This is a genomic window from Chryseobacterium ureilyticum, assembly GCF_900156735.1.
GTDB lineage: Bacteria > Bacteroidota > Bacteroidia > Flavobacteriales > Weeksellaceae > Chryseobacterium > Chryseobacterium ureilyticum.
Window position 1 is genome coordinate 245,322 of record NZ_FTOL01000006.1, and the last position, 19,718, is coordinate 265,039.

General features: G+C 34.8%; 17 protein-coding genes. 9 read left to right on the forward strand and 8 right to left on the reverse strand.

The window, feature by feature from the left end:
• Positions 1–156 precede the first annotated feature (156 nt).
• Both BW983_RS17130 and BW983_RS17135 read left to right on the forward strand, forming a co-directional pair.
• The gene (locus tag BW983_RS17130) at positions 157–534 is read left to right on the forward strand and encodes a YchJ family protein (protein WP_076553104.1); all 378 of its coding nucleotides are present in this window, start codon (positions 157–159) and stop codon (positions 532–534) included.
• Positions 535–546: 12 nt separating this feature from the next.
• A complete protein-coding gene (locus tag BW983_RS17135; RefSeq protein WP_076553105.1) occupies positions 547–1,140 on the forward strand; it encodes a hypothetical protein in 594 nt (197 codons plus the stop codon).
• A 135-nt stretch (positions 1,141–1,275) separates the two neighbouring features.
• Here the strand turns inward: BW983_RS17135 and BW983_RS17140 are convergent, their stop codons facing one another.
• A complete protein-coding gene (locus tag BW983_RS17140; RefSeq protein WP_076553106.1) occupies positions 1,276–1,776 on the reverse strand; it encodes an FKBP-type peptidyl-prolyl cis-trans isomerase in 501 nt (166 codons plus the stop codon).
• A 221-nt stretch (positions 1,777–1,997) separates the two neighbouring features.
• Positions 1,998–2,249, reverse strand: a complete 252-nt coding sequence (locus BW983_RS17145; RefSeq protein ID WP_076553107.1) for a VF530 family protein — start codon at positions 2,247–2,249, stop codon at positions 1,998–2,000.
• A 118-nt stretch (positions 2,250–2,367) separates the two neighbouring features.
• On the opposite strand from BW983_RS17145, the gene BW983_RS24145 reads away from it, so the two are divergent.
• From BW983_RS24145 to BW983_RS17155, 3 genes are read left to right on the forward strand one after another with little or no spacing between them, the layout of a single operon-like run.
• The gene (locus BW983_RS24145; RefSeq protein ID WP_167370004.1) at positions 2,368–2,526 is read left to right on the forward strand and encodes a hypothetical protein; all 159 of its coding nucleotides are present in this window, start codon (positions 2,368–2,370) and stop codon (positions 2,524–2,526) included.
• 50 nt (positions 2,527–2,576) lie between these two features.
• A complete protein-coding gene (locus BW983_RS17150; RefSeq protein ID WP_076553108.1) occupies positions 2,577–3,782 on the forward strand; it encodes a metallophosphoesterase family protein in 1,206 nt (401 codons plus the stop codon).
• A gap of 3 nt (positions 3,783–3,785) precedes the next feature.
• Positions 3,786–6,821 carry an AAA family ATPase gene (locus BW983_RS17155; protein ID WP_076553109.1) on the forward strand — a complete coding sequence of 1,012 codons (3,036 nt, stop codon included), beginning with the start codon at positions 3,786–3,788 and terminating at the stop codon, positions 6,819–6,821.
• Positions 6,822–6,897: 76 nt separating this feature from the next.
• Here BW983_RS17155 and BW983_RS17160 read toward each other — a convergent pair whose 3' ends face one another.
• Both BW983_RS17160 and BW983_RS17165 read right to left on the reverse strand, forming a co-directional pair.
• Positions 6,898–7,923 carry an LLM class flavin-dependent oxidoreductase gene (locus BW983_RS17160; RefSeq protein ID WP_076553110.1) on the reverse strand — a complete coding sequence of 342 codons (1,026 nt, stop codon included), beginning with the start codon at positions 7,921–7,923 and terminating at the stop codon, positions 6,898–6,900.
• A 253-nt stretch (positions 7,924–8,176) separates the two neighbouring features.
• On the reverse strand, positions 8,177–10,315 hold the full coding sequence (locus BW983_RS17165; RefSeq protein WP_076553111.1) for a S9 family peptidase: 2,139 nt from the start codon (positions 10,313–10,315) through the stop codon (positions 8,177–8,179).
• 298 nt (positions 10,316–10,613) lie between these two features.
• Between BW983_RS17165 and BW983_RS17170 the strand changes: the two genes are divergently transcribed.
• Together BW983_RS17170 and ygiD are read left to right on the forward strand one after the other, a co-directional pair.
• A complete protein-coding gene (locus BW983_RS17170; RefSeq protein ID WP_076553112.1) occupies positions 10,614–11,126 on the forward strand; it encodes a YceI family protein in 513 nt (170 codons plus the stop codon).
• 79 nt (positions 11,127–11,205) lie between these two features.
• A complete protein-coding gene (ygiD, locus tag BW983_RS17175; protein WP_076553113.1) occupies positions 11,206–12,033 on the forward strand; it encodes a 4,5-DOPA-extradiol-dioxygenase in 828 nt (275 codons plus the stop codon).
• 96 nt (positions 12,034–12,129) lie between these two features.
• Here ygiD and BW983_RS17180 read toward each other — a convergent pair whose 3' ends face one another.
• The 3 genes from BW983_RS17180 to hutH form a co-directional block, all read right to left on the reverse strand.
• Positions 12,130–13,605, reverse strand: coding sequence for a S8 family peptidase (locus BW983_RS17180; protein ID WP_076553114.1), 1,476 nt, complete (start codon positions 13,603–13,605; stop codon positions 12,130–12,132).
• Between the two features lie 134 nt (positions 13,606–13,739).
• Positions 13,740–14,189, reverse strand: coding sequence for a GNAT family N-acetyltransferase (locus BW983_RS17185; RefSeq protein WP_076553115.1), 450 nt, complete (start codon positions 14,187–14,189; stop codon positions 13,740–13,742).
• A gap of 70 nt (positions 14,190–14,259) precedes the next feature.
• Positions 14,260–15,747, reverse strand: a complete 1,488-nt coding sequence (hutH, locus tag BW983_RS17190; RefSeq protein ID WP_076553116.1) for a histidine ammonia-lyase — start codon at positions 15,745–15,747, stop codon at positions 14,260–14,262.
• Between the two features lie 130 nt (positions 15,748–15,877).
• Between hutH and BW983_RS17195 the strand changes: the two genes are divergently transcribed.
• Positions 15,878–16,639, forward strand: coding sequence for a hypothetical protein (locus BW983_RS17195; RefSeq protein WP_076553117.1), 762 nt, complete (start codon positions 15,878–15,880; stop codon positions 16,637–16,639).
• Positions 16,640–16,724: 85 nt separating this feature from the next.
• On the forward strand, positions 16,725–18,521 hold the full coding sequence (gene uvrC, locus BW983_RS17200) for an excinuclease ABC subunit UvrC (protein WP_076553118.1): 1,797 nt from the start codon (positions 16,725–16,727) through the stop codon (positions 18,519–18,521).
• Positions 18,522–18,945: 424 nt separating this feature from the next.
• Here uvrC and BW983_RS17210 read toward each other — a convergent pair whose 3' ends face one another.
• Complete coding sequence (locus BW983_RS17210) at positions 18,946–19,710, reverse strand: hypothetical protein (protein ID WP_076553120.1); 765 nt, start codon at positions 19,708–19,710, stop codon at positions 18,946–18,948.
• Positions 19,711–19,718 lie beyond the last annotated feature (8 nt).

Sequence of the window (19,718 nt, forward strand, 5' to 3'; positions counted from 1 at the left end):
CATTCTTTTTTAAGAATGCTTCTTTTTTTGATTGAAATCTGAGAAATAAATGTTGGTTAAAGCCAATGACCTGATTATATTATTTTAGAATATTCCAAAGCCCATTTCTATTGAAATTTATTCTATTTTTGTGGCTTAAAATTTTAAATAAAAAACATGAATTGTCCCTGTTGTTCAGGAAAATCCTACGAAGAATGCTGTAAGCCTTATCATACTGGAGAAAAACACGCTCCTACCGCTGAAGCTTTAATGCGCTCAAGATTTTCAGCGTTTGCCATTCCGAATGGAGAATATCTGATGGAAACTACTCTTCCTGGAAAACGAAAGTATCACAATAAACAAGACCTTCAGGAATGGGGTGAGATTAATAAATGGACAAAACTTGAAATCATTCAGACTCCAGCCTTAAATCATGTAGAATTTAAAGCTTATTATACTGATGAAGACGGACATCCCCAGATCCACCATGAATTTTCCGTTTTTCAGAAAATGCATGAGCGTTGGTATTATGTTTCAGGCGAATTTTTAGATTAATAAATTAATAATATGAAGAAGAATTTTATTTATACACTGTTATTTTTGTTTTGCAGTTTCAGTGTTTTCAATGCTCAGACTGCTGAGGATAAAAAGGAGATTTCCATAGCTGTAACTGATATTTTAAAAGGTTTCCAAACCAAAAATGGAGACCTCATGAATAAATATATGAACCCAACCTATGGCATTGGTATCCTTTATAAAAGTGGTGGTGATCTTGGGTTTGTTTTAAATGAAGAGGTTGATTTAAATAGATCTTTAGGCTATATTGAAAAGACATGGAATATCAGAAATCAATTTCCTATACAGTTTGACACTACTTTTGAATATGATGCAAAAAACCAAAAGTGGAAAAAAGAAGGATTATCTGTTCAGTTTAATTCTAATGCAGTGAATGCTTATGCTGATAAGTTTTTACCACAGTATTCCGTAAAAGATCAGGAAATTTTTAAGATCAATTCGAGCCCAAAGAATGTGGTTTTTGTAACACTTGCTGAAAATAGTAAAGAAAAAGCACCTATCAACGGATTCAGATTTGTGATGACAAAGATTGAAGGAAAATGGTTCTTAACGTTTATTGACGTGACAGAGTATGATGCTGAGTAATTACCCGATGACACACTCAAACTACCATAACTTATAAAAAAGTAAACCACAGAAAACGAGTTGTTCTGTGGTTTATTTTTTATACAATATTAGAATTGCAAAAATGTCCGAGATTTCGGGCATTTATATTATTTTTTAGTGTCCTTCAGTTCCGTCAATTCCGTGAGCGTGACCGTGAGACAATTCTTCTTCTGTTGCCGGACGTGTACTTAAAACTTCAACCTGGAAATCTAAAACTTTACCAGCCATTGGGTGGTTAAGATCAGCGATTACAATTTCTGGTGTTACTTCTACAACAAAACCTTGGAAGTTATTCCCTTGGTTATCAGATAATGGTAAAATAGCTCCAACTGGAGGAGTTCCTGATTCTTTGAACATTTCAATCGGTAACTGAGCAATAGCATCTGGTTGTCTTTCACCATAAGCTTCTTCTGGTTGAATTACAAAATCAGCTTTATCGCCTGCTTTTAAACCAAGAATATTTTGTTCAAATTTTGGAATCATCATTCCTACACCATACAAAAATGTAAGTGGATTTTCTGTTGTTGTTTCTTCTACTAGAACTTTACTTCCATCTGCTTCGATTGTATGAAGTATATACTTTACAGCTACAACGTGGTTGTTTTCAATTGTCATATTTTCTTTTTTTTGTCGTGAGTTTGATTCACGATTAATAATACAAATATACTATTTTTGAAATTATTTGATAAGTTGGAAAGTCAGAAGCTCGAAGAAGGAAGCTATGAGAGGCATAAAAAACAATTACACCTATTTTTTCATTCAAAAACAGGTTCATGTCTTTTAATTTCGTGAACTAGAAAAAACGTTCAGCATCATTCTTCCAATTTCAAATCTTCTTATTTTTTATTTCTGGTTTCATCGCGTTTTTTCTGCCTTAGTACAAAGAGATACAAACTTTCCACTTTCGTTCTTGCCCAAGGTGTTTTTCTTAAAAACTTCAAGGACGAATTAATACTTGGATTATCTGTAAAGCATTTTATATTGATCTGCTCACCCAATTTCTCAAATCCTTCGTAGTATTCTACCAATTCTTCAAGAATAGCATCAAGTCTTTTCCCGTGTAAAGGATCTTTTGATTTTTCTTCCATAACGCAGTAAAATTAAAACATTTTATCAGACTTACCGACTAAAATTGTCTGAACTCTTAATCTTTAGTATTTTTGAAGAAGCTATTTTTTACCCATAAAATTATTAGTCACAAAAAGCATGAGCAAGAATAACGACGAAAACAGGAAAAAAAATAAAAAGAAAATTGATCAGAAAAAACGTAAAATGCAAAATGCAGAAGCAGAAAGAAAAGCACGTTTAAAACAAATTCGAGAAGATTTCAAAGCAAAAGAAGCAGATAATAACCCGGAACAATAGTTCATTATCAAGCCTGGTCGCTTTAATTATATAACATCGATAAACTTTTTATGAAAATTCTACACACCGCCGATTGGCATTTAGGAAAAAGACTGGATCGCTTCTCCCGATTGGAAGAGCAAATCTCAGTAATGGAGGAGATTATTGCCATCGCTGATGAAGAACAGGTAGATCTCGTTCTCGTTGCCGGTGACCTTTTTGATAATTTTAATCCTTCCGTTGAAGCCGTTGAACTCTTTTATAAAACATTGAAACGTTTATCACAAAGTGGCAAGCGACCTATCATTGCTATTTCGGGAAATCACGATTCTCCGAACCTTATCAATGCGCCTGATCCGCTGGCAAGAGAGTGCGGAATTATTTTAATAGGACATCCAAAGGCTGAAATTACTCCTTTCAGTACAGAGCATTTCAATATTTCAAAATCAGCAGAAGGTTTCATAGAAATGAAAATTAATACTGTAGATTTTCCGGTGAGAATTTTACATACACCTTATGCGAACGAGATACGTTTAAAGGAGTATTTTGGAGAAAATAAGGAAGAAGAAATCAATAAAGTACTTTCTCAGACCTGGAAAGAACTTGCAGATCAATACTGTGATGAGGCAGGAATCAACCTGTTAACAGCTCATTTGTATATGAATAAAAAAGGAAGTGCCATTTTGGAGGAACCGGAAGGTGAAAAACCCATCAAAATCGGAAATGCTGATCTTATCTACTCGGATAGCATTCCGGAACAGATTCAGTATACTGCTTTAGGTCACCTACATGGTTTTCAGAATATCGGAACAAAGGAAAAACCTGTAATTTATTCATCTTCTCCTTTATGCTATAGCTTTAGTGAAGCCGGGCAGACAAAATATGTTTCTATCATCCATGCTGAACCGGGACAGGCAGTTTCTTATGAAAAGAAAGCATTGAAAAGTGGAAGAACATTAGTAAGAAAAACTTTTTCATCCGTTGAAGAAACCGTTCAGTGGTTAAAAGAAAATCCATATACCTTTATTGAATTAACATTAGAAAGCGAAACCTTTTTAACGGCTGATGAGCGAAGGCTGATCTATCAGTCCCATACTGGAATTGTTCATCTGATTCCTAAAGTAAAAAACAGGGAGCTTAATGAAGAGCAGAGTCATGAAATTAATTTAAATCAAAATATAGAAACTTTGTTCAAGGATTATTTTAAATCAAAAAATGGCGGTCAGGAAGCCAATGAAGAGTTGATGAAGTTGTTTAATGAAATTTTAAATCCCTAAGCCATGATTCCAGTTCAATTGACAATAGAAGGTCTGTATTCTTATCAGGAACGTCAGATCATTGATTTTAAAAATCTTACGGATGCAGGACTATTCGGTATTTTTGGTGCGGTAGGTTCTGGAAAATCCTCAGTGCTTGAGGCGATTTCATTTGCTTTATACGGTGAAACGGAACGTCTGAATATGCGTGATAAAAGAGCATATAATATGATGAACTTAAAATCAAACAGCTCTTATATTGAGTTTGATTTTATTAACTACGAAAACAAACTTTTCCGTGCCACCAGAGATTTCAGAAGGAATTCTAAAAAGTTCGAAGATGTAAAGCCTTATTCAGTTACATTCTATGAAAATATTGAGGGCAAATGGATTCCTCTTGATCATTCTAATGCAGAAATGATCATTGGTTTAAGCTATTCCAATTTTAAGAGAACCATCATTATTCCTCAGGGACAGTTTAAGGAGTTTCTTGAACTGGGAGCTGCTGACAGAACCAATATGATGAAGGAAATTTTCAACCTTCAACAGTATGATCTTCAGAATAATGTTTCAACTCTTAATTCCAAGAACAGGTCTGAACTTGATCAGCTTGAAGGGCAGTTAAGAGGTTTTGAAGAAGTAAGTGAAGAAAAAATTCAGCTTCAGAAAGATATTTTGGCTGAGGAACAAAAAAAATTAATACAATCGAATGAAAGGTTTGAACAGATTTCACAGACTTATCAACAATTAAAAAACCTAAAAACTGATTTTGAAAGTTTAAAACAAAACCGGGAAAACTTTAGTCTTCTTTCTGAACAGAAGCCTAAAATGGACGCTCTGGAAGCACAAACGGAATTGTATGAACGTACTTTCAGAATTTTTAATCCTCTGATCGCTGAAAAAAACAAACTTTCCAAAGGTATTATTGAGAAAAGAAAGGAAAAGGATGATCAGATTAAAATTGTACAGGAAACAGAAATTGCTTTCGGTAAAGTAAAAGAGCTACTGGTTACTTTGGAACCTAAATTCAAGGCATTGGAGCAATCCAGAATACAGGAAAACGACCTGAACCTTATTGTAAAGATCCTTACATTTTATGACGAAATCAAAGTTCTCAACGAAAGGACTCAAAAAGGGGTTGAAAAAGTTGCTGAAGTAGAAATACAAAAGGAAGCTATTCAAAAAAAGATCACTGAACTTTCGAAGAGTATTGATGTTTTAAAGGAACAAAAACTTGATGCAGCATTACTTTCAAATGTTGGCAACTGGTTTATTCAACAGAAGAATTTCAAAAAATCACAAAAGGATCAGCTTGAAAAAATTGAGAAACATCAAAAGCAAATTGAGCTAATTTCCGAGGAACTTAAACCTTTTGCTCTCCACGAAAATTTCAAGGCTGACTTTAAGGCTAAAAAGGAAAGTTTAGAAGTCACTAAAAAGGAACTTTCTCAAAAACTGGATCATTTAAAAATTCAAAAGGAACTTTCCCGCTTTGCCAGCGAACTTCATGATGGAGAAGCCTGCCCGCTTTGTGGTTCTCAGGAGCATCCACATATTGTAGAATTTCATGATGTAAATGTTGAATTACAGGAAATTCAGGAGAAAATAACGGCTAATGAACAGGAAATTCAAAAGCTTCAACAACAGGAAACTGAAATTGAAAAGATCCTTGACCGAAAGAAAATATTTGGTGAACAACTAGTCGCCGAACAGAAAGTTTCAGATCAGATTCTAAAAGATATTGAAAACCATCTTCAACAATTCACTTGGAAACAATTCAACCCCGAACACGAAGATGATTTTGAAAGGAAACGTTTGGATTCTTTTGCCGTAGAAAAGAAAATTGAAGAAACAGATAAAAATATTGCTCTGGAACGCGAAACTCTGGAAGAAGAAAATAAAGTTCTTGAGAAATATAAACATGCGTTAGAGACCTTTAAACTGGAAGAAGCTACGAAGCAGGAACAGATCAATATCAGTCGTTCTAGTCTGAAGATTCTTGAATGGGATGATTATAAAGAAAAAACGGTAACTGAAATTGAAGAGTTATACCAAAAGCTTTCTCAATCTAATACTGAAACCGAGCAACAATATCAAAAGGCATCTGAACAGGAAAAAGATCTGGCACCAAAATTAGCGGAACAAAAGGCAATTGTTTCTCAATCCGAAAAGCAGATTTTAGTAATTGAAAAAGAAATTTCCGAGAATCTGGAAGCTATTAATTTTTCTTTAAAGGAACAGAATTTTACTGTTTTTCAAGATGTTGAAAATATTCTTCTTCAGGAAATAAATGTTCAGGAAGCAAGGGCAAAGATCCAACAGTTTACAATTGATTTTGAAACGCTTAAAAAAGTTATTGAGGGACTTGAAATTAAGCTTAAAGGGCTTTCATTTGATGACAATCAATTTTCTATCATTGAGAAACAGTTTGCTGAATCACAGACTGAATTGAAACAAATCAATGACTCTGTAGTTACGATGAGTGCTGAAAAAGAACGATTAGAAAAGGAATATAAGAAAAAAGAAGACCTTTTGAAAGAGCTGGTAAAACTTCAAAAGCGTTCCGAAAACCTGAAACTGATGATGAATCTTTTCAAAGGTGCCGGCTTTGTACAGTATGTTTCGTCTATTTATCTGAGACAGCTTTGTGATCATGCCAATACCCGATTTCATAGAATGACAAGGAATCAGCTAAGTCTACAGCTCAATGAAAATAATGATTTTGAAATCATCGATTACCTCAACGAAGGCAGAAGCAGAAGTGTAAAGACTCTTTCGGGAGGACAGGCATTTCAGGTTTCTTTAAGTCTTGCTTTAGCATTAGCGGAAAGTGTTCAGGCAAATGCTCAGGCTGATAAAAACTTTTTCTTTATTGATGAAGGTTTCGGAACACAGGACACTGAGTCTGTTAATATTGTATTCGAAACACTGACCAACTTGATGAAAGAGAATAGAATTGTGGGAATTATTTCTCACGTGGAAGAACTTAAAGAGAAAATTCCTACAGCGCTTAACATTATTAAGGATGAGGAAAGGGGAAGCTTGATTGAGATCATCTAATGATATTTTTGTAAACAACAAAAGTCACAAAAATTTAAATATTTTTGTGACTTTTATGATTAAATACTATCTGTAATTACAGGTTTTGAACCAATGGCTTTACTTCTTTCCCAAATAATTCAATAGATTTCATCATGATATCATGAGCGGGATCACCAATATCCATATGTCCGATAAATCTGGTAATTCCAAAGATTTCTTTCATATAAGCAATTTTATCTGCTACTTCAGCAGGACTTCCAATGAATAAAGCTCCATCTTTACTTCTTCCTCCATCATACTGCATTTGGGTATAAGGAGCCCAACCTCTGGATGACCCTATCCTATCCATCTGAGATTTATAGTTGTGGAAATATCCGTCTACAACACTCTGATCATCACTTACAAAAGTATGCGAGTGAATAGCAATCTGCATTTTAGACATATCATGTCCAGCTTTCTGATATTCCTGTTTGTAGAATTCAATCAGGTTTTTAAACTGGATTGGCATTCCTCCGATAATTGCCACTACTAATGGCATTCCCAATTGTGCCGCACTTAAAACCGATTGTGGTGTTCCTCCTACTGCTCTCCAGATCGAAAGTTTTCCGTCATTTTTAGCTCTCGGATAAACGGTTTGGTTTTGCATCGGTGCACGAAGTTTCCCTGACCAGCTTACGTTTTCTTCAGAATTAATTTTTAATAGTAATTCTAATTTTTCATCAAAAAGCTGCTCATAATCATTCAAAGAATAACCATACAAAGGAAATGATTCAATGAAACTTCCACGTCCTACGAATATTTCTGCTCTTCCATTCGAGATCAGATCCAACGTTGAGAAATCCTCATATACTTTTACTGGCTCTGATGAACTTAAAACCGTAACTCCACTTGCCAGTTTTATATTTTTTGTAATGCTTGCTGCCGCTGCCAATACCATTTCCGGTGAAGAAACAGCATAATCCGCACGGTGATGTTCTCCCATTGCAAAAACATCTATTCCAACCTCATCCATGAACTTTACCTGTTCCAATATTTCATGAATCTTGATTCCTGCATCTCTATATTTTCCGGTTGATTGGTCAAATGCCAAATCTCCGAACATTCCTATTCCTAATTCCATATTGTTGATTTTAGTTATACAAAAATACAGCTATAAAATGTCAGATGCATTGATGTGTGATAAGAAGGAAAATCTGCTTTAACGAATGCTGAATTTTTAATGATGTTGGAAATCGTAAGGACGGTAAGGATCTTATCTGAGATAAAATAATTGCGTCTTAAAAACAAAACCATATTAAATTTTCTTTACGTCCTTGCGATTTCCAACCAATGCACCAACAAAAAAATCCAACCGGAATGGCTGGATTTTGTTATTATTTTTTCAAGTATAAATCAAAGTAATCTGTGATTTTCTGCATCAGGTGAACTCTGTCTTTTCCGATCACATTATGCGGATGTCCCGGATAAGCAAAGTAATCCAACTGAACTCCGTTGTCAACTGCTGACTTGATGAACTTAATGGAATGCTGCCATACCACTACATCATCTTGTGCACCATGAATCATCAATAACTTACCTTTCAGATTCTGAACTTTATCCAAAAGATTAGCTGCGGCATATCCTTGTGGATTTTCCTGTGGTGTATCCATATATCTTTCTCCATACATGATTTCGTACATATTCCAGTCGATTACCGGTCCTCCCGCTACACCAACCTTGAATACATCCGGTTTACGAAGCATGAAACTTGTCGTCATGAATCCACCAAAGCTCCATCCATGAATACCCATTCTTTCTCCATCTACATAGGGAAGAGATTTCAGATATTCTACTCCTTTCATCTGGTCATTCATTTCTGTAGTTCCAAGGTTTCTGAAAACAGCCTGCTCAAACTTCATTCCACGGTTGGCAGAACCTCTACCATCCATAGTGAAAATTACATATCCATTCTGAGTCATATACTCGTACCAAAGGTTTCCTGAAGCAGGGAAACTATTTGTGATCAACTGTAAGTGCGGTCCGTTATATAAATAAACAATAGTCGGATACTTTTTGTTCGGATCAAAATTCGTTGGCAGAATGATCTTCCCGTATAATGGAGTTCCGTCATCAGCTTTTAATTCTACATTTTTAATTTCCGGTCTCTGATAATTCTTTAATGTATTTTCAGAAGTAAGAATGTTTGTGGATTTTAAATTAGATGTATTGATGATGTCGGCAACTCTTGGCGAATTAGCATTACTATACACATCGTATAGATAGTTTCCGTCATTGCTCAAAACTCCGGTATGAACTCCCTCAGCAGTATCAAGTCTCTGCATTTTAAAGTTCGTCCAATCGATTTTATATAAATGCTTTTCTAAAGGAGTTTCTTTGGTAGAAGTAAAGAAAATTTCTTTTTTCTTCTCATTGAATCCAAGAATATCAGTTACCAGCCAATCTCCTTTTGTAATCTGAGCAACTAATCCTTTATCTAAATTATAATGAAACAAGTGATTATATCCTGTTCTCTGACTTTGCCAGATAAAATCAGTATTAGAGTTCGGGAAGAAAGTAAGCGGATGTTGTGGTTCTACATATTTACTGTCTGTTTCTTCAAATAAAGTCTTCACTAATGTTCCCGTCGCGGCATCATACTGATTCATCTTCATATGATTCTGTCCTCTGTTCAATACTGCTATAAAGATATATTTTGAATCCGGGCTCCATGTAACAGCTGTCAGATACTGATCTTTTTCACCGTCAATTTTCAGGAAAGTAGTTGCCTGAGTTTTAATATTGAATACTCCTAATGTTACCTGATGAGAAGCTTGCCCAGCCATTGGGTACTTGATGTTATGATTAACAGCTGGAGTTACTGACCAATCAATAATAGGATAATCAGCTACCATGGTCTGATCCATTCTATAGAAAGCTACACTTTCAGAATTTGGAGCTGGGAAAATTCCGGTATCAATTCCGAACTCATTTCTGTGAACAGACTGTCCATTGATGATATTTTCATTAGCATCATTGGTTACCGCAATGGTTTTTCCGTTTTTATTTACAAATAAATTATTCTTTGCCGTAAATGCGAAAGTCTGCCTGTCTCCAAACATTCTTACATTCGCTGCATCCTGATCTACAGCTACGGAATTCTTTACTTTCCAGTCATTACCAGATTTTTCGATCCAAAACATTTTACCTGCTGTATTGAAATATCCATTGGATGTTCCGGTAAACTTTACAGGTGGTACGGATTTCAGTTTATCATTGGCAAACTGTCTGTTTAGTTGTGTCAGAGATATCAGAGTATCTTGTTTATTGGTTTTTAAATCTGTTGACAAATAACCGCCTTTTACAGCCTGAATGTAGGATTTTCCATCAGCAGACCATGCAAATTGTGAAATATTTTTCACCGCAAGGTTCGTTCTCATTCCATTTACAGCCTCCGCCATGGTAAACTTCTGTGTCTGGGCAAAAGCAGAACTGCCCGCAAGAAGCATCAATAAAGAAAATTTATGTAATTTCATTGTATAAAATTGAATCCCTCAAAAATAAGAAATAAAAATCATCCGTTAAGAAACGTTAAAATAAAACATTCATAAAATGGAATTAATGAATACATTGAAATTATTTCTTAACTTAATGGTAGAATTTTCTAACCTAAAATGAAATAAAAGAACACAAAATTCTTTTATAAGGACAAATAAATTAAATTTTAGAACAATTATTGTTGGCTTTATTAATTTCTTATCCTATATCAATGACTTGCATATGTTCCCTGATCTAAATTTGCATCATTAATAATAACAAAAAATACAAAATACAATGGCAACAAAATGGATCTTAGACCCAACGCATAGTGAAATTACTTTCAAAGTAAAACACATGATGATTTCTAACGTAAAAGGAAGCTTCAGAACTTTCAATGCTGAAATTGAATCTGAAGATGAATTCTTCGCAAATGCAAAAACTACAGCAACTATCCAGACGGATTCTGTATTCACAAACAATACAGACAGAGACAACCACCTGAAGTCTGCTGAATTCTTCAATGTTGAGGCACACCCAACTATTACTTTTGAATCTCAGAAATTAAATAATGAAGTAGTTGGAAACCTTACCATCAACGGAATTACTAAACCTGTAACATTGGATGTAGATTTCGGAGGTATCAATGTAGACCCATGGGGAAATACAAAGGCTGGATTCTCTTTTGAAGGTAAAATCAGCAGAAAAGATTTCGGACTTAACTGGAATGCGGCTCTTGAAGCAGGAGGTGTAATGGTAAGTGATGATGTAAAAATCGCTGGAGAATTACAGTTTGTAAAACAAGCTTAATTTATAACATATTTTATAGAGGGTTCAGGGATTTTACTAAAAACCTTGAACCTTTTATTTTTATTAATATTCAATACTTATGAATCTTAATGATCTGCAAAACATAAGCGAAGGTTTTGGCAATACGCAAAGAATGCCGGTTTTATTCCTTGGACATGGTTCTCCGATGAACGCTATTGAAGAAAATCAATTTGTACAGGGATTCCGTAAAGCAGCTAATGAAATACCAAAACCGAATGCCATTTTGTGTATTTCCGCACATTGGTATACTCCGGGAACTTTTGTTACGGCAATGGAAATGCCTAAAACCATTCATGATTTTTACGGTTTCCCAAAAGAGCTGTTTGATGTACAATATCCTGCTCCCGGAAGCCCTGAGCTGGCAAAAGAAACCGCTGAACTTTTACTGCCAATTGATGTAGAGGAAGATCACAACTGGGGACTTGATCACGGAGCCTGGTCTGTTATCAGGCATATGTATCCTGACGCTGATATTCCTGTAATCCAGCTAAGCATTGATTATACAAAACCTCCACAATATCATTATGATCTTGCTAAAAGACTGAATAAACTTCGTGAAAAAGGAATTTTGATCATCGGCAGCGGAAATATTGTTCATAATCTACGTATGATCGACTGGAAAAATATTAATACGGTAGGAGCTGGCTGGGATTGGGCTGTGGAAGCACGTGAAAAGACCAATAACTGGCTTTTGGATGGTAATTTTCAGAATATTATTGATTACCAGAAACAGGGAACATCTTTACAATATGCGATTCCTACTCCGGATCATTATCTTCCGCTTATTTATACTTTGGGACTGAAAGACCATTCCGAAGAATTATCTTTATTCAATGATGAACTTATTGGTGGTTCTTTGAGTATGACAAGTGTGAGAATCGGATAATATGATGAAAGAAGATTGACAATAAAGTTTATAGTTATTAACAAATAAAGCAGGTCACCTCAACGGAGATAACCTGCTTATTTTTTGTATTCTATTTTACTGTACAGCTTTTAAAACATTGATATTTCCATAGCCATAGTTTGAATTTACATTTGGATAGTAGGTTGCTGATTGTCTCATTTTATTAAGAACCTGCTCTCTTGTCCATGATGGATTTTTAGCCCATACCAAAGCTGCAATTCCCGCTGTAGCTGCTGTAGCTACTGAAGAGCCTCCTACATAATCTGACTGATTATTATAATAGCTCAATACCGGAACTGTACTTCCTGACGCTCTTTCCATCTGAAACGTAAAATCTATCTGACTTCCTGAGTGGCACACATCACACTTCTGGTTGGAAGTATTTTCTTTAACTCCTGTAATAGCCTGCGTTTCCGACATTGATGCCGGGAAAATAACTCCTACAAAATTCGTAAAACTGGTAGAAGTTCCACCTGCACAGAAGATCAGTTTTCCTCTTGTATAAGCATATTTCACTCCGTCTTCAATTTTTCCTACTGAGAAAATGTGTCCCATTGACATTGAAATAATCTTTACATTAGCATTATTACCTAATTCTGTAAATGCAGTTTTTACTCCGTTTTGTTCGCTTGATGTTTCCAATACAACGTTTGTAGCTGCACGGTAAGCAATCAGATTTGCATTATAAGCAACTCCTACAGGAAATCCTGAATTATTTCTAGGTGCCGCCATTACTGAAGCCATTTTAGTTCCGTGTCCGCATTGATCTGCGGCACCGTCAGAATTATAAGCTCCAACCTTAGTGATTGTTCTTCCTGATGAAGCTCCGTTATTAAAATTGTTTCCAAGTAACGTCTGTTCAGATGAAACTCCCGTATCAATAAGTCCGATGGTTACTCCGGCTCCTGTACTGTAGCTCCATGCATCAGGAATATTATGTTTTGTAAATGCCCAGGGAATTTTTGCACTTGGAGTGGTTGATGTATAATCTACTGCGCTTAATGTTGCCGATGAAAAGCCACATCCTGAAGATCCGCTACTTGAAGATCTTGAACTAAGCTGAGATTCATTTTCAAAATAATGATAATCTGCAGGTTCTACATATCTGATGGTTTTCATTTGACGAAGAGCTGTAAGTGTCTCTTCATTATTGATAATAACATCCATCTGATTAAGATACTTATCTGAAGTAAGCAGGAATCTTGCTGGCTCCAAACCTTCATGTTTTTTAATGACAGATAAAATTTCATTCTCCATTTCTTTATTATCAGGAGATTTACTTCTGTCAAAATCATCTTTGGAGGAACCAAATCCGATAGATAGCATTTTATTTCCACGGAAAACAGCACTCCAGATAAAATGATCCGATTCATTTTTCCAGTTGAAAGTTCCGTTTGTTTTGATGGATTGATTGATTCTTTCGTTAATCTGCTTTCCCGTCAACGGATCAGTCTGAGCCATTTCAAGTTTAGGATTTTCGTTTTGAAGTTCCTCTGTGGTACAGGAATTCAGGGCAAGGAATAATGCCAGGAAAAGTACACTTTTTTTCATATGTTATAATTTTGATTGGAATCACAATATAACACTTTAATGGGAATTATAATTGTAAAAAAAATGAATTTACCATTATATGAATATTAATTACCTGTTAGCAATCAAACCTTTACTTATAACAGATCAATACTTTATCTTAATATCTTTTCGTAGCATACGCTGTCATCAACGTCAATATATTGTCCATAATTAGGAATTCTGTGAAACCCACTTTTTTCATATACGGAAATAGCATTTTTCAGTTCTCGTGACGTTTCCAATATGGCTTTTTTATAACCTGTTTCAGCTGCCCAGTTTTCTAATTCACTGACAATCGTTGTTCCCAATCCTCTTTTTCTGAATTCCGGGTTGGTAAACATTCTTTTAATTTCAACAGTATCTTCTGAATATTCTTTGAATGCTCCACATGCCGCCGGAATTTCATCGATGTAAACGACGATACAGTTTTTAATTAAATCAATTTTATTGAACTGATCAAAGAAATCATGTGCATCTCCATTATGTTCTGCAAGAGTAGCATCGAGATGTTTTACAAGGGTCTGAAAATCTATATGGGTAGAATCAAGTCTTTTTATTTTCATTTTTAACAAGAATTAAATCATTTTATAAAAGAAAAAGCTCCCTTTCGGAAGCCTTTCATTTTTATTTTGATTAGTTTACAACAAACTTTCTTTCATTGATTAACTCAGCAATAGCAAGCATGTCTTTACCGATCAGCCTGTCATCTTCAAGCTTAGCTACTTTAGAACGAAGGATGGTAAAGTTTTCTTCAATCACTTTATTACACTTGGCTGGTCTTCTGAATTCTAGCCCCTGAGCAGCGAACATGAGTTCTACAGATAAAATATTCACCAAATTTCCAAGAACCTGATTGAATTTTCTTCCTGAAATACTTCCCATAGAAACATGGTCTTCCTGTCCTAAACTTGTAGGAATAGAGTCTGCTGATGCAGGGAAACATAATGTTTTGTTTTCCGTTACCAATGCAGCAGAAGTATACTGAGGAATCATAAATCCTGAATTCAACCCTGAGCTTTCCGTTAATAATCTTGGAAGACCATATTTTCCTTCCAGTAATAAATAACTTCTTCTGTCTGAAATATTTCCTAATTCCGCAGCTGCTAATGTTGCGTAATCTAATGGTAATGCCATTAATTGCCCGTGGAAGTTTCCTCCTGAAATAGATTCTTCAGCACTTAATACAATTGGGTTATCGGTAACAGAGTTCAATTCTGTTTCTGCCATGTTTTTAAGATGTTCGAAAGCATTTCTGCTTGCACCGTGAACTTGTGGTACACATCTCATAGAATAAGGGTCCTGTACTCTTTCACAATCTTCGTGAGCCTGCATATTCTCAGAACCTTTTAAGAACTTAAGCATTCTTGCCGCTACTTTTTTGCTTCCTTCAAATGGTCTTATCTCATGAAGTTCTTTTTTGAACGGACTTGCAGAGCCTCTGTACGCTTCAATACTCATTGCAGCCGTTATATCTGCAAGATCTAAAAGGTATTCAAATTTTTCTAATCCTTTAATGGCATGTGCTAAAATGAACTGTGTTCCGTTGATCAGTCCCAATCCTTCTTTTGGTCCTAATGCCAATGGCTCAAGATTGTGTTTCTCCAATACTTCCATTGTTTCAGAAACCTGATCTCCTTCCCAAACCTGTCCTAATCCCAATAAAGGTAATACAAGGTGAGCTAATGGTGCTAAATCTCCCGATGCTCCTACAGATCCCTGCTCAGGAACTACAGGAATAATGTCTTTTTCAAGCATCAGAATCATTCTCTCAATAACTTCCAGGGAAACTCCTGAAAACCCTTTTGATAAAGCATGAACTTTCGCAATCATCATAATTTTGGAAAGTTCCTTATCAATTGGTTTTCCTACTCCTACCGCATGAGAGATAATAAGGTTATACTGTAACTGTGCTGTTTCATCAGCAGATATTTTAGTATCACACAGCGGACCGAAACCTGTATTGATTCCATATACACATCTATCGGATTCTACAATTTGCTGTACGTTTTTCTGAGATTTTAAAATTTGTTCTTTTGCTGCTTTGTTCAGCTTGGCTTTATTAGGTTTTTTACATATTTCCAGAACATCATGGAAAGTAAAAACATCTACTCCGTATATCATTTCTAAAAAATTTTCTTAAAATTACGCATTTAACAATAATTGGAGAAACTAAATTTCACCGTTCTATCTTTTTATATGAAGAAGTGAATTAATTTGTTATTTTTACTTCCGAAATTAAAAACTATAATACATGAGACTGAAAACTCTACTGCTTGCATTATGCGTTGCAGGAACAACTTCCTTTGCACAGAAAATAAAATACTCAAAGGAAGACATCAAAAAAATGGAGACTTACCTTTTTAATGAAGGTTTTAATACTCCTTCTCCCAAGAAAACATCAACTATTATTTTAAAAGACGGTACTTCCCACAAAGGATTCTGCAACAAAATTGAAACCAAGAAAGGACAAATCTATGAAGTAGCCATCAAAGACAGTATTACGAAGAAAGCAGCAAGTTTCAATGCTGATCAGATCAGTGAAATGTATGTTTACCCAAGTAATGCGGAAAAAATAATGAAAGTTTCAAGGTATATGGGCAACATCAGAAACTATAGTACCAAAAAACTGACGAAAAGAACCAATAATGACAGAATATATTTTGTGAACCAAACTGTTTCTCTCAAAAATAAAAAGGATGATAAAGAATTCCTGATGCAGGTTATCAACCCTGAGTTTGACAATATTATTTCCGTATATCATGATCCGAGAGCGAAAGAAACAACTGGTTTTTCTGTAATGGGAAGTCCTCAGCTTGGTGGTGGGGTTATCAAATCTTATTATGTAAAGAAAGGAGATAAAGTAATGTGGCTTCATAAAGATGATTTTGAAGATAATTATGACTTCCTTTTTGGAGATAATAAGGAATTCATGAAGCTCTATCCTAAAAATTCTGTTGAGTGGGATTATTTCAGTTTTCTGGTAAATGCTTATACTGAAATGAGTAACGGATAAAAGTATTCAAACATAAATTTTAAAACCTGTAGTGCATTCTGCAGGTTTTTTCTTTTTAAATAGAAAGATTCCTTAATTTTGTTATATGAATCCTTCTTTAGAATTACAGCTTAAAACTTTACCATCAGAACCCGGCGTTTATCGTTATTATGATAAGAGCGATCAGTTATTATATGTCGGAAAAGCTAAAAATTTAAAGAAAAGGGTCCTCTCCTATTTCAATAAAAATCTTTCAGGATACAGGATCAAGATCATGGTGAGTAAAATCCAGCGTCTGGAAACTACCATTGTAAATAGTGAATATGATGCTCTTTTACTGGAAAATAATCTGATCAAGGAACATCAGCCGTTCTACAATGTCATGTTGAAAGATGACAAAACATATCCTTGGATCTGTATTAAAAATGAAGATTTTCCAAGAATATTTCTCACCAGAAATAAAATTAAAGACGGTTCCGAATATTATGGACCGTATGCAAAAGTACGTCCGGCAAAAATTCTGTTGGACACCATCAAGCATATTTATAAGCTAAGAACCTGCAATCTGAACCTTGCGCCCAGCAAAATTGCAGAAGGAAAATATAAAGTCTGTCTTGAATATCATATCAAAAATTGCGAAGGACCTTGTGAGGATCTTGAAAGCAAAGAAGAATATGATGAAAAAATAGACGCTATCCGCGGGATCATTAAAGGAGATTTCCGGAAAGCTAAAGATTATCTGGTAAATCAGATGATGAAATTTGCCTCGAATCTTAAGTTTGAAGAAGCACAGATCATCAAAGAAAGACTGGATATTCTTGAAGATTATCAGGCTAAAAACACCGTTGTAAATCCAAATATCGATGATGTAGATGTATTTGGAATGATCAGTGATGAAACAGCTGCTTATGTAAACTTCTTTAAGATAAGAAATGGAAATATTATTCAGAGTTTCACTACAGAAATCAAAAAGATTCTTGAAGAAACGGATGAGGATATTATGGAGGAAGCTTTAATCGAAATCAGGCAGAAGTTTAGCTCCGATTCAAAAGAGGTTCTTCTGCCCTTTCATCTGACTGTCGAAATTCCGAATGTAAAACTTATCGTTCCTAAAGTCGGGGATAAAAAGAGAATTGTAGAACTTTCTGAAAAGAATGCGAGAGAATATCGTCTGGAAAAACTAAAACAGGTACAGATTGTTGATCCGGAAAGAAATACCAACCGAATCATGGCTGAAATGCAAAAGCTTCTCAGAATGCCTGTGGAACCACGACATATTGAAGGTTTTGATAACTCAAATATTCAGGGAACCAATCCTGTATCAGCATGTGTAGTTTTTAAAGATGGTAAGCCAAGTAAAGCAGACTACAGAATTTTTCATCCTAAAACAGTAGAAGGTCCCAATGACTTTGCAACGATGGAAGAAGTGATCTACCGCCGTTACAAAAGAATGCTGGATGAAGGAGAGAATCTTCCACAATTGATTCTTATCGATGGTGGTAAAGGTCAATTATCTTCTGCGGTAAAAAGTTTGAGACTATTAGGGCTTTATGGCAAAATAACTATTGTAGGCATCGCAAAGAGACTGGAAGAAATTTTCTTCCCTGAAGATCCTATTCCATTATACCTTGATAAAAAATCTGAAACGTTAAAAATCCTTCAAAGAGTACGTGATGAAGCTCACCGTTTTGGGGTAAAACATCACAGAACGAGAAGAAAAAATTCTACAATAAAATCTGAGCTGGAAGAAATTCCGGGTGTCGGAGGAAAAACTATCGAGTTATTATTATCCAAACTGAAATCTGTTAAACGAATCAAAGAGGCAAATCAGGAAACGCTGGAAGAGATTTTAGGAAAAAGTAAAGCGAAAGTTATTTGGGAATATTTCAATGGTAATGCCTAATTAGCAGCTCTACCACGTTTATTTTTTCACAATTAAATGAACTTTTATGTTGAATATTTATTCTTAATTCCATTTTCTCAATAAGAGACAAAAATATCAACAATCCACCTTTAACATAATTATTAAATAATAAAAACAATATATTATTAAAATATTTTACAAATAATAGTATTATTTGTATTTTTTTCATAAATTAGTATTGTTAATTAATAACAACAATACCATGAAAAAAACTCTCATTTTGTAAATAATATTACGGAATTACTATTTCCATCGGTATTTAGTGTTATTCTTTTTCAAAACCAGAAACTTAATAGTAAGCTATAAGTTCACTTCAACGAAAGGAAAAAACACATCAACATATTAAAAACGAATAAGCTCTTTTTCAAGAGCTTATTTTTATTTTCATTAAAGGTAAATTAATCTATTTTCCTGTAAAAACATCTTTGGTAAATTTACCGTCAGCCTGTGGAATATCAATCACAATATTTCCGTTTTCAAAATAGCCGGTTGTCATATTACCATCAGCTAATTTTACCATAAATACATCTTTTCTTGATGTAGCTTTAAAAACTGCAAATGGAACTGAACTTCCTGCTTGTGCTAAAATAAACTGACTTTCGTCAATCTGTATTTTCTGAACAGCAATTTTCCCATTGGTATAATTTCCAGCTGTTGGAACAACTGAAGATGTAGTCGTTGTTTCAGGAGCAGAAGTCTGAGCAGAATTTTTTGTTACATTGGAAGCCTGTGTCTGAACTGGAGGCAGCATTGCTACTGGATTAGAAGCTCCTACATTCATTAATGCCTGCTTTAAAGCATCAGGGAAACCTTCTTCAAATTCTTTAATATCTGAACGTCCTTTAGACTCTAAAACAACTTTATTATTACAGTCTTTGAACTGCAAGATCACTTTATTGGTAAACAAACTTTTATCATTCAGTATATTTGCATTAAGAACATTACAGGAATTGTCTTTTGCTTCTGATGGCCACTGATCTATACTTTTTGGTAAGACCACATAGCTTTTGCTCTTTAGTCCTTTTTCCAGGTATTCTCCCAAGCCATAGCTGTTATTTTTGAACGTCTCAAACTTCTCAGGGATTAAAATATATTTATAATCTGAAACTTTTTGTCCGAAGGCTAACGCTGAACAAATCGCCAACGTAAATACTGATATCTTTTTCATTTTTTTTC

What these genes read in the sequence shown, in the direction of transcription:
- BW983_RS17130 (WP_076553104.1), top strand. Translation starts at nt 157, where the DNA reads ATGAATTGTCCCTGTTGTTCAGGAAAATCCTACGAAGAATGCTGTAAG.
- BW983_RS17135 (WP_076553105.1), top strand. Translation starts at nt 547, where the DNA reads ATGAAGAAGAATTTTATTTATACACTGTTATTTTTGTTTTGCAGTTTC.
- BW983_RS17140 (WP_076553106.1), bottom strand. Translation starts at nt 1,776, where the DNA reads ATGACAATTGAAAACAACCACGTTGTAGCTGTAAAGTATATACTTCAT.
- BW983_RS17145 (WP_076553107.1), bottom strand. Translation starts at nt 2,249, where the DNA reads ATGGAAGAAAAATCAAAAGATCCTTTACACGGGAAAAGACTTGATGCT.
- BW983_RS24145 (WP_167370004.1), top strand. Translation starts at nt 2,368, where the DNA reads ATGAGCAAGAATAACGACGAAAACAGGAAAAAAAATAAAAAGAAAATT.
- BW983_RS17150 (WP_076553108.1), top strand. Translation starts at nt 2,577, where the DNA reads ATGAAAATTCTACACACCGCCGATTGGCATTTAGGAAAAAGACTGGAT.
- BW983_RS17155 (WP_076553109.1), top strand. Translation starts at nt 3,786, where the DNA reads ATGATTCCAGTTCAATTGACAATAGAAGGTCTGTATTCTTATCAGGAA.
- BW983_RS17160 (WP_076553110.1), bottom strand. Translation starts at nt 7,923, where the DNA reads ATGGAATTAGGAATAGGAATGTTCGGAGATTTGGCATTTGACCAATCA.
- BW983_RS17165 (WP_076553111.1), bottom strand. Translation starts at nt 10,315, where the DNA reads ATGAAATTACATAAATTTTCTTTATTGATGCTTCTTGCGGGCAGTTCT.
- BW983_RS17170 (WP_076553112.1), top strand. Translation starts at nt 10,614, where the DNA reads ATGGCAACAAAATGGATCTTAGACCCAACGCATAGTGAAATTACTTTC.
- ygiD (WP_076553113.1), top strand. Translation starts at nt 11,206, where the DNA reads ATGAATCTTAATGATCTGCAAAACATAAGCGAAGGTTTTGGCAATACG.
- BW983_RS17180 (WP_076553114.1), bottom strand. Translation starts at nt 13,605, where the DNA reads ATGAAAAAAAGTGTACTTTTCCTGGCATTATTCCTTGCCCTGAATTCC.
- BW983_RS17185 (WP_076553115.1), bottom strand. Translation starts at nt 14,189, where the DNA reads ATGAAAATAAAAAGACTTGATTCTACCCATATAGATTTTCAGACCCTT.
- hutH (WP_076553116.1), bottom strand. Translation starts at nt 15,747, where the DNA reads ATGATATACGGAGTAGATGTTTTTACTTTCCATGATGTTCTGGAAATA.
- BW983_RS17195 (WP_076553117.1), top strand. Translation starts at nt 15,878, where the DNA reads ATGAGACTGAAAACTCTACTGCTTGCATTATGCGTTGCAGGAACAACT.
- uvrC (WP_076553118.1), top strand. Translation starts at nt 16,725, where the DNA reads ATGAATCCTTCTTTAGAATTACAGCTTAAAACTTTACCATCAGAACCC.
- BW983_RS17210 (WP_076553120.1), bottom strand. Translation starts at nt 19,710, where the DNA reads ATGAAAAAGATATCAGTATTTACGTTGGCGATTTGTTCAGCGTTAGCC.